Source organism: Enterococcus sp. PLH-Efm8 (assembly GCF_053011625.1).
The window spans coordinates 393,896-410,000 of sequence record NZ_CP172568.1 but is presented as its reverse complement, the minus strand read 5'-3'; the positions used below and the strand labels follow the sequence as shown (position 1 = coordinate 410,000).

General features: G+C 37.5%; 12 protein-coding genes and 1 rRNA gene. 5 read left to right on the top strand and 8 right to left on the bottom strand.

Annotation, left to right across the window (positions count from 1 at the left end; all coding sequences use genetic code 11):
• Window positions 1-249: 249 nt before the first annotated feature.
• The 4 genes from ACIFUW_RS01965 to ACIFUW_RS01950 form a co-directional block, all read right to left on the bottom strand.
• A 16S ribosomal RNA gene (locus ACIFUW_RS01965) occupies window positions 250-1,809 on the bottom strand.
• A gap of 691 nt (window positions 1,810-2,500) precedes the next feature.
• Window positions 2,501-2,857, bottom strand: a complete 357-nt coding sequence (locus tag ACIFUW_RS01960) for a Spx/MgsR family RNA polymerase-binding regulatory protein (protein ID WP_002286247.1) — start codon at window positions 2,855-2,857, stop codon at window positions 2,501-2,503.
• Window positions 2,858-2,870: 13 nt separating this feature from the next.
• Window positions 2,871-3,281, bottom strand: a complete 411-nt coding sequence (locus tag ACIFUW_RS01955; protein WP_002286258.1) for a Spx/MgsR family RNA polymerase-binding regulatory protein — start codon at window positions 3,279-3,281, stop codon at window positions 2,871-2,873.
• Between the two features lie 351 nt (window positions 3,282-3,632).
• Complete coding sequence (locus ACIFUW_RS01950) at window positions 3,633-5,819, bottom strand: ATP-dependent helicase (protein ID WP_002286261.1); 2,187 nt, start codon at window positions 5,817-5,819, stop codon at window positions 3,633-3,635.
• Window positions 5,820-6,064: 245 nt separating this feature from the next.
• Here ACIFUW_RS01950 and ACIFUW_RS01945 point away from each other — a divergent pair, with 245 nt between their 5' ends.
• Entirely contained in the window at window positions 6,065-6,748 is a 684-nt protein-coding gene (locus ACIFUW_RS01945; protein ID WP_002286265.1) for a YoaK family protein, read from the top strand.
• A gap of 80 nt (window positions 6,749-6,828) precedes the next feature.
• Here ACIFUW_RS01945 and ACIFUW_RS01940 read toward each other — a convergent pair whose 3' ends face one another.
• Window positions 6,829-7,548 carry a deoxynucleoside kinase gene (locus tag ACIFUW_RS01940; protein WP_002321450.1) on the bottom strand — a complete coding sequence of 240 codons (720 nt, stop codon included), beginning with the start codon at window positions 7,546-7,548 and terminating at the stop codon, window positions 6,829-6,831.
• Between the two features lie 311 nt (window positions 7,549-7,859).
• A complete protein-coding gene (locus ACIFUW_RS01935; RefSeq protein WP_002286271.1) occupies window positions 7,860-8,066 on the bottom strand; it encodes a hypothetical protein in 207 nt (68 codons plus the stop codon).
• A 244-nt stretch (window positions 8,067-8,310) separates the two neighbouring features.
• On the opposite strand from ACIFUW_RS01935, the gene ACIFUW_RS01930 reads away from it, so the two are divergent.
• The 3 genes from ACIFUW_RS01930 to ACIFUW_RS01920 all read left to right on the top strand — a co-directional run bounded on the left by ACIFUW_RS01930 (window position 8,311) and on the right by ACIFUW_RS01920 (window position 11,075).
• Window positions 8,311-8,913: an accessory gene regulator B family protein gene (locus tag ACIFUW_RS01930; protein WP_002296063.1), complete on the top strand. Its 603-nt coding sequence runs from the start codon at window positions 8,311-8,313 to the stop codon at window positions 8,911-8,913.
• A gap of 140 nt (window positions 8,914-9,053) precedes the next feature.
• Window positions 9,054-10,334, top strand: coding sequence for a sensor histidine kinase (locus tag ACIFUW_RS01925; protein WP_002298495.1), 1,281 nt, complete (start codon window positions 9,054-9,056; stop codon window positions 10,332-10,334).
• A gap of 12 nt (window positions 10,335-10,346) precedes the next feature.
• Window positions 10,347-11,075 (top strand): LytR/AlgR family response regulator transcription factor, encoded by a 729-nt coding sequence (locus ACIFUW_RS01920; RefSeq protein ID WP_002286278.1) that lies wholly within the window; start codon window positions 10,347-10,349, stop codon window positions 11,073-11,075.
• Between the two features lie 68 nt (window positions 11,076-11,143).
• Here ACIFUW_RS01920 and ACIFUW_RS01915 read toward each other — a convergent pair whose 3' ends face one another.
• A complete protein-coding gene (locus ACIFUW_RS01915) occupies window positions 11,144-12,667 on the bottom strand; it encodes a zinc ABC transporter substrate-binding protein AdcA (RefSeq protein ID WP_002321451.1) in 1,524 nt (507 codons plus the stop codon).
• A 158-nt stretch (window positions 12,668-12,825) separates the two neighbouring features.
• On the opposite strand from ACIFUW_RS01915, the gene ACIFUW_RS01910 reads away from it, so the two are divergent.
• On the top strand, window positions 12,826-14,100 hold the full coding sequence (locus tag ACIFUW_RS01910; protein WP_370678019.1) for an AI-2E family transporter: 1,275 nt from the start codon (window positions 12,826-12,828) through the stop codon (window positions 14,098-14,100).
• A gap of 59 nt (window positions 14,101-14,159) precedes the next feature.
• On the opposite strand, the gene treC is transcribed toward ACIFUW_RS01910, so the two are convergent.
• Window positions 14,160-15,788 carry an alpha,alpha-phosphotrehalase gene (gene treC, locus ACIFUW_RS01905; RefSeq protein ID WP_002286285.1) on the bottom strand — a complete coding sequence of 543 codons (1,629 nt, stop codon included), beginning with the start codon at window positions 15,786-15,788 and terminating at the stop codon, window positions 14,160-14,162.
• Between the last annotated feature and the right edge of the window lie 317 nt (window positions 15,789-16,105).

Here is a 16,105-nt window from a genome sequence, read left to right as displayed (position 1 = left end):
CTCACAAATCAGCCTGTACGGCAAAAAGATCGATCGTCTCATAAAATCAAAGATTTTATAGCCGTCCGCCTATTTTGCTTTAGGCTAAACAATTTGTTCAGCTTTCAAATTCAACGCGGTGTTCTCGGTTTGTATTACTTACATTTACTTCAAATATCCAGTTTTCAATGAACAAAAGTGTTTGAGAGTAAACCTCTCAAAACTGAACAAAGTAAAAACAAATTGTGTAGTCTCCGTAATATTCCTTAGAAAGGAGGTGATCCAGCCGCACCTTCCGATACGGCTACCTTGTTACGACTTCACCCCAATCATCTATCCCACCTTAGGCGGCTGGCTCCAAAAGGTTACCTCACCGACTTCGGGTGTTACAAACTCTCGTGGTGTGACGGGCGGTGTGTACAAGGCCCGGGAACGTATTCACCGCGGCGTGCTGATCCGCGATTACTAGCGATTCCGGCTTCATGCAGGCGAGTTGCAGCCTGCAATCCGAACTGAGAGAAGCTTTAAGAGATTAGCTTAGCCTCGCGACTTCGCAACTCGTTGTACTTCCCATTGTAGCACGTGTGTAGCCCAGGTCATAAGGGGCATGATGATTTGACGTCATCCCCACCTTCCTCCGGTTTGTCACCGGCAGTCTTGCTAGAGTGCCCAACTGAATGATGGCAACTAACAATAAGGGTTGCGCTCGTTGCGGGACTTAACCCAACATCTCACGACACGAGCTGACGACAACCATGCACCACCTGTCACTTTGCCCCCGAAGGGGAAGCTCTATCTCTAGAGTGGTCAAAGGATGTCAAGACCTGGTAAGGTTCTTCGCGTTGCTTCGAATTAAACCACATGCTCCACCGCTTGTGCGGGCCCCCGTCAATTCCTTTGAGTTTCAACCTTGCGGTCGTACTCCCCAGGCGGAGTGCTTAATGCGTTAGCTGCAGCACTGAAGGGCGGAAACCCTCCAACACTTAGCACTCATCGTTTACGGCGTGGACTACCAGGGTATCTAATCCTGTTTGCTCCCCACGCTTTCGAGCCTCAGCGTCAGTTACAGACCAGAGAGCCGCCTTCGCCACTGGTGTTCCTCCATATATCTACGCATTTCACCGCTACACATGGAATTCCACTCTCCTCTTCTGCACTCAAGTCTCCCAGTTTCCAATGACCCTCCCCGGTTGAGCCGGGGGCTTTCACATCAGACTTAAGAAACCGCCTGCGCTCGCTTTACGCCCAATAAATCCGGACAACGCTTGCCACCTACGTATTACCGCGGCTGCTGGCACGTAGTTAGCCGTGGCTTTCTGGTTAGATACCGTCAAGGGATGAACAGTTACTCTCATCCTTGTTCTTCTCTAACAACAGAGTTTTACGATCCGAAAACCTTCTTCACTCACGCGGCGTTGCTCGGTCAGACTTTCGTCCATTGCCGAAGATTCCCTACTGCTGCCTCCCGTAGGAGTTTGGGCCGTGTCTCAGTCCCAATGTGGCCGATCACCCTCTCAGGTCGGCTATGCATCGTGGCCTTGGTGAGCCGTTACCTCACCAACTAGCTAATGCACCGCGGGTCCATCCATCAGCGACACCCGAAAGCGCCTTTCAAATCAAAACCATGCGGTTTTGATTGTTATACGGTATTAGCACCTGTTTCCAAGTGTTATCCCCTTCTGATGGGCAGGTTACCCACGTGTTACTCACCCGTTCGCCACTCCTCTTTTTCCGGTGGAGCAAGCTCCGGTGGAAAAAGAAGCGTTCGACTTGCATGTATTAGGCACGCCGCCAGCGTTCGTCCTGAGCCAGGATCAAACTCTCATAAAAAGTTCGAACAATCTTGCGATTGTTAAGCTCAATTTGTTTGCTAGCATATTGCTTGCTTGTTAAAAATGTTTGTTGTCTTGAATTGAATCAAGACGCCCTACACATTTGGTTTGTCTTACTTTGTTCAGTTTTCAAAGGTCTACTTCATCGAGAGTGTTTCCCGATTCGTTTTTGGCTGCCGTAGCAACTTTTATATCATATCAGAGAGACAAGCGATTGTCAACTCTTTTTTAAAAGTTTTTTTCGATTTCGTTTTTCGAAATCTTTCAGCAACTCATTTATCATAACTTATCGTTTGTTATTTGTCAAGAACTTTTTTGAAGTTTTTTTCGATAGAATCAAGCTTCGCAAGTGGTTCTTTTTCAACGACTCAGTTATCTTATCATGTCATTTCCAACATGTCAACAACTATTTTATATGTTTTTTAAAATACTATTTTATTGCTTTGCTACTTAAAACAACAGAAATGAATATATCATGTAAATTTACACATGTCAATATATTTTTAACTCTATATCCCCACCTAGATTTGAATTTTGACCACATAAATTGAGCATGTCTCTATAAATTGAGCATGTCTCTATAGTAGAAAAATAAAGTCAAAAAAAGAACACATAACACGCTTGATGCTAAGTGTTCGACTGTTACAACTGTATGAAATGCTCAGTGACTTGATTAAAACAGTTAAAGTCTATTTATTTAAGATAAGCTGTTCCATCAACTGCTCATTGTATCCAATAAATAGAACTTCATCGATAATAATCAAAGGACGTCTGAGGAGATTGGTATGTTGTGTGCATAAAAAAATCAGTTGTTTTTTTCCTACACAGGAAAGGTCAATCGCAATGTTGTGAAAAGCCTCAGACCAAGTCGCAAATAGCTGTTCTGCTTGCACTTCTTCAAAACTGCATAATTCTTCTGCTTCTTCTGTACTTAGATCGCGTTCTTCTAAGTCAACAAATTGATAAGGCAATTGATGGTGTTCTAACCATTGTTTCGCCTTCAGACTTGTTACACAGTGCGCTGATCCATAGACTTTCACTTCCACGAAGGCTCCCTCCCTATGAATTTAAGATGTTATTGTTTTGTAAATAGATCAGATTTCTGGCAACACATCGAATTTCACGAGGGACAAATGACCGGATCTCATCTTCATTAAATCCGATTAGTATTCTTTTTTCATCAATCAAAATAGGTCGTCTCAATAATGAAGGATATTCTTTGAATAAGACGATCATTTGCTTTAAAGTTAATTCGTTAAAATCTATGCCCAGCTTTTCGTAAATTTTCGACCGAGTGGAAATAATATCTTGAACTCCTCCTTCAGTCGCTGCCAAGATCTTTTTGATCTCACTTTCTGTTAACGGTTCGGCAAAAATATTCTTCTCTTCAAATTCAAGTTGATTCGCTTGCAACCATGCTCTTGCTTTTCTACAGGAAGTACAGCTAGGCGAAGTATATACTTTTATCATTTTCTCACTCCTTTTTAATTATAATCCAATTCTACAGTAATTTTTTTTAAAATACCAATTATTAGCTAATAAAATATAAAAAAAAAAAAAATCAAAATAACTGATTATTTACGTTTGAATAATGAGAATTATTCTATATATTCTCTATTTTGATAATAGTATTCTCATTTTTAAAATAAATAAGGGAGGTGTGACAAAATTCTTGTCACACCTCCTTTTTCCGAATAAACTGTGTTCCAGAAATAGCTTCTTCGAAAATAAGCTGAAGTTTCACAAAAATTTGAGAAGCAATTTTCGTACATTCCTTCTTCTTTCTTGAAACTGACCACTTCTGTCACACCCTCTCTTCTATCACTTTCCTTTTTTCACACGACTCCCGGTTTCTTTGATAAATCTCGATACTTTCAATTTTCTTGAATTTTTCATTTGAGGTACACATAGATACAGACGATTTCTTGCTCTAGTCATCGCAACATAAAATAGTCTTCGTTCTTCTTCTATCGTCGTCACTGGTTCTGCTTTTATTTCATTAAAGTCGATTACTTTCTTTTCTGTCGCTCCGTTATAAGGCAAACTTCCTTCGTTACAACCAATCAAAAAGACATTTCGGTAACTAAGACCTTTACTTTTGTGAATGCTCTGGATACATAGTGCATCAAGTTTTCCTTGTCTGTAAGCAATCAAGCGGGTTTTTAATTCTTTAGCTGTCGCTTGGGTTTCTTGCGATAAGGCTTGGAGTCTTCTGAAAGTAGCATGCTGCTTTACTTCTTCTCGTATCCATTCTTGATCACTCTGGTCGATTTCCTTAGCTATACGTGGCAGATGAAGATAGCTTTGAACAAGCGAATAGATTTCTTGATGCTGGTCTGTTTTACGCAACGCTTCCTCAAACTCTCGGATTTCTGCAGATTTCGATTTTAAATTGGGGCTTATCGACAAAATATAATCTGCAACGGCTATATTTTGATATTTAGGAGAAAAGTATTGATCGCATTCACTTTTTTTCAGGTAGCAGTCTGCCATCAGCTGCCGGAGCAATTGCTGGTAGGCCTGATTTTTCTTTTGCAGATTCAGTGCTGTTTGCCAATGAACAATTTTTTGATAGAAATGTTGGAAAGACTTGATACCAAAGATACCTTCATATGGACTATCTGCTTCCAGTACAAAAGGAATATTCGTTTTCAGCAGAGATTGGACAAGCTGCTGCGTTTGTGAAGCTGATCGGTATAATATGATTGATTCCTTATATTTCCCATTTTTTTGAATAAATGTCTGAATTTGTTTGATTAGCCACTGACTTTCTGCTTTAGTATCAGAAAACAAATAGGCTTCCATAACACCTGCTTCTTTTTGTGCTGGAATCATCGCCTTTGGTATCCGATCATTTTTATTATAGCTGATCAATCTATTTGCTCCTTGGACAATAGCTGCCCGAGAACGATAATTAGTTAATAAGAAAAGAGTTTTGGTAGGATATTCTTTTTCAAAGTTCTTGATGTATGCTGGCTCTGATCCTCTGAATCCATAGATACTCTGATCATCATCTCCAACAACAATCAACTTGATCCTGTTTTCCTTTGTCATCCGTTTCACGATTTCCCATTGAAGTGGATTAGTATCTTGAAATTCATCAATGAATAGATAATCATATTTTTGGCCGATATAATGCTGGATCTCCTCATTCTCCAAAGCGCTTTTCAGATTTTGGAGTACATCATTGAACTCTAGCAATTGCTGGCTTCTTTTTTGTTCTTGGAGTTCCGTGAGCAATCCATACAGTCGTTCTGATATCGGCTGTCGTGCATTCTTATCAATGGAATCATATTTTTCTTTAACTAACTGAACCATTTCTTCTACTGAAAGGTTCATATTCTGCCAATAGTCTAACCGAGAAGCAATCGTTTTTTCTCCATATTGATCAAATATATAAAGATTATATTTACGTATCAGCTGTTGCAAAACAGCATTCACTTTTTGTGCAGTATCCTTTGAAAAGTCTCCTTGTATTCCTTGCATTGCTACTTCAGGAAATTTTCGACAAATTTCATTGTATATCCTAAAAAAGATACTATGGAATGTTCCGATATGGACAGCGGTTTTTCTCTGGCTGAAATTATCTACTCGTTTTTTTAGTTCATTTGCAGCGTTCCTTGTAAAAGTGATCATTAGTATGCGTTCTTCGTCTACTTGTTTTTGCGTCATCAGATAAACAGCTTTTGCACAGATTGTTTGCGTTTTGCCGCTCCCAGCTCCTGCTATGATTCGAAGATGTTTCTTCATATCATATGTGATAGCTGCTTTTTGTTCTTGATTGAAGCGATTATAGGAACGTTTCTCCATCATTTTAAAGAAAGAGCTGTTTCCTTCACTTTCTTTTACTTGTACTTCTTCCTCAATAAGTCCGGGTGCTTCGCCATAAGCCGCTTCATAGGTAGCAATGATTTCTTCTTGTAGCCGAAAGACTTGTTGAAGCTTTTTATACTTGTTCTCCCAGCGTTTCAATTCTTTTTGTAATCGGAGAATTTCTTTTTCATTCAACTGATTGATTTCCTTCCCATCTTTCTTCTTTGAATTTGTTTATTTCAAGTTGGTTATTTAAAGTTGGTTATTTAAAGTTGGTTATTTAAAGTTTTGTTGTCTATTTTTTCTTTATACTAACAGACCTTTCTAAAAATGAAAATGGGAAGCGATATGATTTTAGTTTTCTGAAAATTTTTCCTTTTTTTCAATCGTTTATGCTAAGATAAGGAAGACAAAAATATTCATAAAAGGTGATGAAAAAAATGCAGACTTCCTTTCACGAGGGGCGTACAATAGGACTTTTGCTGACATTTATCGGAGGAGCCATGGACAGTTATACTTATATCCAATATGGTGCTTTTGCCTCTGCTCAAACTGGCAATATCATTCTATCGATCATCCAAGCATTTGACGGAGAATGGCTAAGTGTTGGTAAAAAAGTATTGTCTACCCTTTTCTTTTTCTTAGGGATTCTTCTAACAAAGTATCTGATTGATTATTTTAGAAAAAAAGAAAAACATTTCTGGCGCTTGTTTGTTCTATATTATGAAGCAGTGATTTTTTTCTTTGTTAGTTTGACACCCGTCCATGAGCATCCCGCATTAGTAACGATTTTGATTGCTTTTACTGCATCGATCCAGTGGGTAGCTTTTGATAAAATCAACGGGCGTGCCTACACTAATTTATTTACAACTGGAAATTTAAAAGGGGTAGCAACGAACTTATATGATTATTGTATTTCTAAAGAAAAAGCAGATTTTGATCGATTTTTCCACTATCTAAGTGTCGTTCTTGCCTTTATCGCAGGAGCTATTGTCCTTGTTTTCTGTCATCATCTGTTTGGCGCCCATTCGATTTTGATCGTTTCCATTTTATTTTTGATCATGGCCCTCACTCAGACATTTCATTTATGGCAATTTTATCATACGAATCGGTTCACTATTTGATCTCAATGAATCAAAAAAACTAAGCAAGATGCTGCTCACAGAGAAATATCTGCGAGTGAGCAATTTGCTTAGTTTTTATATTATTTAGTTGTAAAGATTCCCTTTGCTTTCGGGTTATTTGTAGTGTAGCGGATCGACTGGGCATCTGCCTCTTCTGTCATTTTCTTTGCCCGCATCTTGATTTCTTGTACGATTTGTTCTCCACATGCCGGATCGGCTACGAAATCATATTTGTCCCCATCGATCACTATTTTGGGACATATATCAAACTGTTCATACCACTCTTCGTATCGTCGATTGAGTTCTTTATAGTAGGAATAGAGTTCAGGATCTTGTTCTAGCTGTTCATATTCCCGGCCTCTTTTTTTGATTCTCGCTAACATAGTTTCAAAGGATACACGAATATAAACCAGTAGATCTGGTTTCTTTTGTGGCGAAATTTCTTCTAACTCCTTCAGCATCGTTTCTAAAAGACCTTCATACTGCTTTACTTCTACTTCAGAAACACGCCCTAAATCTGCATTCAAATGAAACAGCATACTATCTTCGTAGATGGAGCGGTCTAGTACGTTGTCATCATGGCTGAAAGCATCTTTGATTGCCAAAAAGCGTTTGTTCAAAAAGAAAATCTGTAATAAAAAAGTATACTTTTCTGGATTAGAATAAAATAGCGGCAATACTTCATTATCTTCCACGTTCTCATAAAAAGGTTTTGTTTCTAAATCTTGGGCAAGCATTTCAGTCAGTGTGCTTTTCCCTGCACCGATCGTTCCTGCAACAATGATCACAATTATCGGCATCCTTCCTGTAATAAAATCTGTTCTTCATTTTACTACTTCATTTATAGAAATAAAAGCCTTGACTTTATCTGCTCCTTAAATGCTACTTCTCTAAAAGTAGCCAAAAGTAACTCCTATTCATGAAAATAAAGGCTGTGACAAAAGTCTTGTCGCAGCCCTTTTTTCAAATAAACAGTATTCTCCTGCCAACACCTCGGTCACAAGGCAATATTCATAAAACATGAAAAGCTGTTTTTTAACATTATTCCTTGTAACTCAGAGCTAAACGGGAGACTCACAACCTCTTTATGCTCTCAACATTTTATCTGTTTTTATTCTTCTATTGTACTTGATTTGCGTACAACTAACTGCCAGTGCAGATTATGAGCGGTATCATTGTCTTCTACTGCGCATTTCATGACACGTATCATCACACTATTTTCATAGATTTTTTCTATTTTTCCTTTTATTGGTGATTCAAATAAATCAGATTTAAATGCATATGTTTCGCCGACTTCAAACAATTGTTCATTTTCCATAAGAATCCCTCCATCACCTTTTATAAGGTCAGTAATTTTTTAACATAAATCACTCGAAAAAGCACAAACTTGTCATAAAAAGTACTTTTCGTATCAAAACTGTCACTTTTTTTGGTAAGGTTCTTGGAAAACGAAGATTTTTTTAGGAAATCATGACGGTTTTGATGTCAAAACCACTTTTTATGAAACAAAAGACGTTTTTTATTTTTTTTAGCATAAAATTTGTGGTGGAGGTACGTATGAGATGAAAGATAAAGTTGTGAACAAATTATTAGAAGCCTTATTCAGCGGAGACAAATCGGAAGAAGATATGGTGTATGTCCAAGTAAAATTTGCCTTAGAAGTTTTATTGAATAATCTTGGAAAACTAGCGGTCGTTCTAGTCTTTTCTCTGGTGACAGGCTCATGGGCGGAAACAGGAATCACCTTTCTTTCTTATATCTGCATCCGCAGATATGCTTATGGATTGCATTCCGACTCTGAATTCGTTTGTCTGCTGTGGACACTACTTTATTTATGGGGCGTTCCCTTGGTGATGAAACATCTGCAATTGACTATCTCCTTCCCAATGATGGTCTTTTTGTTAATCAGCTGCTTTTTGTTACTGCTTCGCTATGGATCAAGAGGTACAGCAATCAATCCCATTGAACCCGAGAAACGTCCCCCATTATTAAAGAAGGCGATCAGCATGTTTCTAATTTTTTCTCTCATTACTTTATTTTTCTCAGCTTCTTACTTTTCTACCTATTTGCTACTTGGGATTGTTTTAGAAATAGCTACGTTGCTTCCTATTACAAACTACTTGATGAATTTTGGAGGAATCTTTCATGAAAAAAACAATCATTAAACAATTAACTAACTTATCTGACTTTTTTGTATCTGGCTGCTGCTTTGGTATGAGTTCTGAATTCAAAATCCCTGAAAAATTAAAAAAATAATACGCTAATTGTGCTATAATTTGGTAAAAATCAATGGGAGCTGTACTTTATGTTTTTATGGTCCATAGCGTTGCAATATTTGATTTACACAATTTGTATCTTATTGATTGACCATCACATCCGATACAAATATCTGTTTGCGGGAGTCATTCTGATTTCTTGTATTTTGATTGGATGGGTCTATTCGATTTTAGGGATTTTTACTGCTCTAATTGCTATAGGAATGCTGATGCTTACTTTTTTCTTCTTTTCGACTTCGCGTCAACAATTGGTTTACGCCCTTCCTTTTGGGTTATTGACGTCGCTTTTAGGAGATCACTTAACAAGCATCGGCGATTTTTTTGTTTTGAAATCTTCGGTTATTGAACCAGGAGATTCATTGCAGTATTTTCACATTGCCTTATCCGCTTTTTTATCTGCTTTATTAGCTTTTTGTTTTAAAAAAACGTTAGAGACTTGGTTTCACACTGTGGACCGCCGTATGATCGGTACGATCGGGACATTGATATTATTTACATACTATATCATTATTTTTTATACCCGTTTTTCTGGTGAAACACCTGATGTCTTAGCTTTGAATACGAGTTTTTTCATTCTATATCTGTGTGTTGGCCTGATCATCTTGGTTTATTATTGGAAAATCTCTAATAAGAAATTAGCTGATCAGTTATTAGAGCAACAAGTCAGGATGCAACAGGATTATATCAAAGATCTAGAAAAAAACTATCAAGACTTGAGAGAATTCAAACATGATTACCAAAATCTGCTTTTTTCTCTTCACAGCTATATTTCAGAAGGCGACTTAGAAGGATTACGGTCTTATTATGATCAAACGATATTACCTACACGCCAGATGATGAACCTTTTTCCGGCCAATCTAAGTATGTTGGATAATATGAAAGTTCCTGAGATCCGTAGTTTACTGTCATTAAAACTCATGATGGCACAGGAAAAAGGGTTGGTCGTCCAGCTTCATTTTCCTGAGCCAATCGAACTGGATACGAAACATACGGTAAACCTTGTACGTATGCTTGGTATTATCTTGGACAATGCGATTGAAGGAGCTAGTGCTGCAAAGAAGAAAAAAATCGAATTGACCATACTCAAGAAGAATCATTCCGTAATGATTCGTGTGATCAATACAACAACAAATACATTGCCGTTAAACCAGTTGAAACAAAAAGGGTTCTCAACAAAAACAAATCCAAAAAACGAAGGCCTTGGCTTGTTTATCTTGGATGAATTGACAAAGACCAATCCTTATCTTTTCCTTGAAACATCAATTGAAAACCAGCGTTTTTCTCAAACGATTTATATACAAATAAAATAAAGGAGTAATGATATGATTCCCATTTATATTTGTGAAGACGATCCAAAACAATTAGAAGTTTTATCAACGGTGATCAAAAATAGAATCATGATTGAAAACTTAGACAGTTATGTCCATATTTCTACCTCTGATCCGGAAGAACTTCTCAATGCAGCCAAGATCAGAACTTCTTCTTTTGGTATTTACTTTTTAGATATCGAACTAGAAGACAGTGAAATGGATGGTGTAGCGATCGGTAAATTGATCCGTGAATTAGATCCTTTAGGAAAAATAATCTATGTGACTTCCCATACGGAAATGTCGATGAAAATCTTAAAAAGCAACATTGAACCGACTGATTATATCGTCAAAGAGGATCTTTATGATTTAAAAGAAAATGTCGAGCATATCCTGAGCAAAATTTTCGAAGATTTTCAAATGTCCCAGATCCAAAAAGATATCTTCAAAATAGAGTTTAATGATGAGATCAAATTTTTACCGATCAAAGACATCCAATATTTTTCTACTTCGCTAGGAGCACCACATAAACTGGAAGTCCATTTGACTCATGCCCAATTACAATTCTATGAGAAGATCAAAGAAATCGAGAAAATGCATCGGAATTTTATCCGTTGTCATAAATCCTATGTTATCAATACACAAAATGTGCGGTCGATTAATAAAAAAACCAGAGAAGTCACGTTGGCAAACGGCGAGACCATCCCAGCCTCTATCCGTGGATTAAAGAAATTGATTTCATAAAAAGAACCGAATAGTTTGGACCGACTAAATGACCAGCCGATCCAAACCCTTCGGTTCTTTTTTGCCTATCAGTGCAAAAGCATTTCCTGTGCAATTTCACGTCCATCCATTGTATCTGGATAAAATGTTGGCCAATTCTCCATTTCTTTCAGCAATGCTTCTTGACTTTCATTTCCTGCATATAAATGAAAATGTTCGGAGTCAGCCGGTGCAATCGTGTGATCACTGAATTGAATATATCTAAAAGCGCCACTTTCCTTATCTTCTGCTTCGAATAGATACCTTACGCCACGGTTTCCTGCCTCGTAGGTCAAGATTTCTTTCCCTACATAACGATAATTTGAACGTTTCGTTGTTCCATCCTTAAACGTAAATGCCATCTCTTTCTCACTGATCTTGATTGAAGCAATATCTGTTTGATAGCCCTTCGTATAATATTCTTTATATTCTTGTGCTGTCTTATCCTGATTCAATTTTTCTTTATATTCAAAAACAGGATCAAATGTCCCATCTTCTATATACGTATCTACTGTTTGCCAAGTTCCTGCCCAATCTGAAAGAGAGCGATCTTGTACATCCTCGTCTTCGAAATAACCGTTATAGACGCTCTTTTCTTTTTTGGGGGTCAAAGTATCTTCTAACGGGTTTTCTGTCTCTGTCGTTTTTTTCAACGCTTCGAGGTTTGCTTCCATGATAGAAAGATAGTTTTCTCCATTTTCTATTTGTTCATTCGTCAATCCTTCCAAAGGATTCAATACTTCTAAAGATACACCTGCTTCATTTGCTAACGTTCTGGCAATACTATCTTTGGCGTTTTCTTCAAAATAAATATAGTTGATTCCATGTTCTTTAACAAAGTGTTTCAGTTCAGCGATTCTCGCCGCAGACGGTTCTTCACTAGAAGAAAGACCAGCAATCGATACTTGATTCAATCCATATTCTAATGCCAGATAGTTGAATGCAGCATGTTGCGTGATAAAAGATCTTTGTTTTGCTTGCTTAAAGGTTTCTTGATAAAGCTGATGGAGTGCTTGAAGTTTCTCGGTATAGGCTGCTGCATTTTTTGTCCATACTTCCTGTTTTTCTGGGTAAGCTTCAATCAGCTGATCACGTATGCTTGCTACCTGCTTGATTGCTAAACTTGGTGCTAGCCATACATGTGGGTCTAGCTCGTGTGTATGGCCTTCTTCCCCGTGTTCATGGTCATGATCATGTCCTTCTTCACTTCCCGGAAGTAAAAGCATACCTTCTGTCGCTTTTATCGTATGGACATTGCCTTCTTGTAATGTTTTTTGGATTGCGGGGACCCATGTTTCCATGTTTTCATCATTATAAACAAAGATATCTGTATCTTGGATCTTTGCCATGTCTTTAGCAGAAGGTTCATAATCGTGGGAATCAGTCCCTGCTGGAATCAATAACTCTACTTCTCCTTCATCCCCGACGATTGCTTTTGTAAAATCATACATGGGATAAAAGGTCGTCATCACGCTCAATTTTTCTTTACTGTCCTCGGCTTTCCCACTTGCCCCGCAAGCAGTTAACATACCTGCTAAAACCAGCATGGCCAATATACCTATCAATCGTTTCATTTATGACACTCCTCTTCTCATCTTCTTTCATTTGAATGTTCCGATTCGCCTTTTGTAAACCGTAATAGTTACGTTTTAGCAACAGGATTTAATTTATCATATGGTTAAAATAACTGTCAAGCGTTTTCTTATTTTAATTGATGAGAAAGTTTATGTGAATGATTGACGATATTTTTGCAATCAACCTCTATCATTTTCCTTTTATACCCGCTTTTGTCTATAATGAAGTTATAGATAAAGGAGGAAAAAGATTGAAAAAAGAAACAGATACAACGAATCGTTTGATCCGCTTTTTAGGAGGAAAAACCTCTTACTATGTTTTAGGAATAGTTATCTTACTTGCGCTGATCATTTATTTTTTCCATCAGATCTCGTTTATATTCAAGCCTGTCGGAATCATTATCGCTACTATCTTGCCCCCATTATTGTTTGCACTGATCTTGTATTATCTTTTGGAACCAGTCATCAAACGTTTGAGCAAGCACCTTTCGAGGAACTTGTCAGTCATTATCGTTTATGTGATTATTTTATTTTTATTGGGGCTTGGAAGCGTATGGCTTGTTCCTTTTCTTGAAGAACAGGCAAAGACATTGATCAGTAGTTTGCCAGATTTGTTTCAAGATTTTCAAGAGAGTCTCCGACAATTTTTGGAGAAAACACCTTTTGCCGATTCATTTAATCAATTTTTCGCTTCTATTGACGACGTGACGTCTGATATAGCTGGATTTATTGGAAATTATTGGGAAAGTGGCGCACAACGGATCAGCAACATTTTTTCAACTGTTACAGCTATTTTTATTACTTTATTTACTGGTCCAATTGTCGCTTTTTTCCTTTTGAGAGATCCTCAAAAATTTTATCAGTCAGTTTTAGCGATTGTCCCACCAGCATTTCGTACAGATTTTAAAAATTTGACAAAGATTGCTAATCAACAATTGGGTTCATTTCTAAAGGGGCAAATCATTGCTTCATTTATCCTTGGAGCAGTCTACTGGGTTTGTTTCTTACTGATCGGATTAGAATTTGCTAGTGTTTTAGCTATTTCTGCTGGGTTGTTATGTATCATTCCATATATTGGGCCGTTTATCGCCTTCTTTCCAGGTTTGATCATTGCATTCCAAGACTCTACTTTTATGGCTGTCAAATTTGTCATTGTCTGGTTTGCCGTACAACTTCTCCACGGTGACTTGGTGATTCCTCGAGTAATGGGTGATCGTTTACAGATCCATCCGATTACGATCTTAATCGTTTTACTTGTCATGGGTGATCTAATGGGAATTGTGGGCGTTATTTTTGGTATTCCTATCTATACGTTAGTCAAATTACTCGTTACTTTTATTTTCCGTAAATTCAAACAACGCTACAATAAATTTTATGGCGATAAAGGAGAGTATCAAAACTCTTCATTTTCTGAAGAAGATTATTTTAAATAAAACACAAAACGTCGATCTTACGAGAATAGCTCGTAGGAACGACGTTTTGTGTTTTTGTTTTAATTTTTCAGCAAAGCAATTGCCTGGTATGGTTTTAGCTCCAGACTTTGATGAAGAACAGTATCGGAATAATTATCGATAAGAATATTGGCTTCTGTGAATCCTTCTGGGATGGCGATCCTTGTATCTTTATCATAGAAATTTGTTAATACAAGCAGCTGCTGTCCTTCAAATTGGCGAAGAAAGCCATAAACTTCCGGATGATTTGCTTCATAAGCATGATAATCTCCTTGTGCAACGATTGGATATGTTTTTCTCAGCCGAATCAATTTCTTGTAATAGGACAAAATAGAATCTTCAGAAGATAGTTCTTTTTCTACATTAATCTCTTCTAGCTTGCCTCCAACTTTTAACCAAGGTTTCCCTGTAGTAAATCCTGCTTGTTCTGTGTCTGACCATTGCATGGGTGTTCGAGAGTTATCGCGAGATTTTGCTTTGATCCGACGAAACGCTTCTTTTTCTGTGAATCCTTGTTCAAGGAGTAACTTATAAGCATTCAAACTTTCTACGTCAATATAGTCGGAAATCGATGAATAGTCTGGGTCGATCATGCCGATTTCTTCTCCCATATAAATATAGGGCGTCCCACGGTTCAAATGGATCATGGTTGCTAGCATCTCTGCTCCTTGTTTTCGATACTGATCGATAGCTACAAATCGATTGAGCGCACGTGGCTGATCATGATTATTAAAAAATAGAGCATTCCAGCCGTTACCCTCACTCATCTTTTCTCCCCATGTATGAAATAGTCGCTTTAATTCTGCAAAATCAAATGGAGGAGTAGACCATTTATTCCCATTTTCATAATCGACTTTCAAATGATGGAAATTAAAGACCATTGATAATTCTTCTCTACTAGGTTCTGTATACAAGATACAATTTTCGATCGTCGTAGAGCTCATTTCACCGACTGTGATGATAGTGGAATCCGTCCCAAACGTTGCTTGGTTCAATTCTTTTAGATACGTATGGGTGATTGGTTTGTCCGTATATTCAGGTTTGCCATCATTTTCTTTATTATTTTTCAATTGTTCGTCTTTACCGATAACATTGATAACATCGAAACGGAATCCTTTTACCCCTTTTTCCATCCAAAAACGAACAACTTTGAATAGTTCCTCTCTTACTGCTTGGTTCCGCCAGTTCAAGTCAGCTTGTGTCCGATCATATAAGTGCAAATAATATTTCCCCGTATCTCCAAATGGCGACCAAGCACTTCCACCAAATTTTGATACCCAATCCGTTGGCTCTTCTCTTAAAATGAAGAAGTCCTGATAATGCTGGTCCCCTGCTAGTGCTTTTTTGAACCATTCATGTTCTGTCGAAACGTGATTCAGCACCATATCGAGCATGATTTCTATCCGGTATTTCTTTGCTTCGGCTATTAGCTGTTCGAATTCCTCCATCGTACCAAAGATAGGATCGATGGCTGTGTAATCAGAGATATCATAACCGTTGTCTTTTTGAGGGCTTGGATAAATAGGGTTTAGCCAAATCATGTCGATGCCTAGATCATTCAGATACGGGAGTTTTTCTTTGATTCCTTTTAAATCTCCAATTCCATCACCATTACTGTCTTTGTAAGATTTGGGATAGATTTGGTAAATGACTTTGTCTTTAAATGTCATGGATATTTACCTCCATTCAACTGATTTATTACCTACCAAAACTTATATATACAAGTTATCATTTATTATTATAACTGAACCGAAAGCGTTTGTAAAATTTATCTTTATACATTCTAAGAGGTCTGTTGCCCAATAAAAAACAAGAGATCAGACATGTATTTGTCTATCCTCTTGTTTAAAATAGCAAAATATTCTTGTTTCTTCTATAAATGGTGCTCAAAAGCTTTTATCTACGGCAATCAGTCTTCTCAAATGTAAAACATGAGGAGCTAATTTTATTTGAGTATTCTTTTTGCTCGATGCAGGACAGCTTTTTC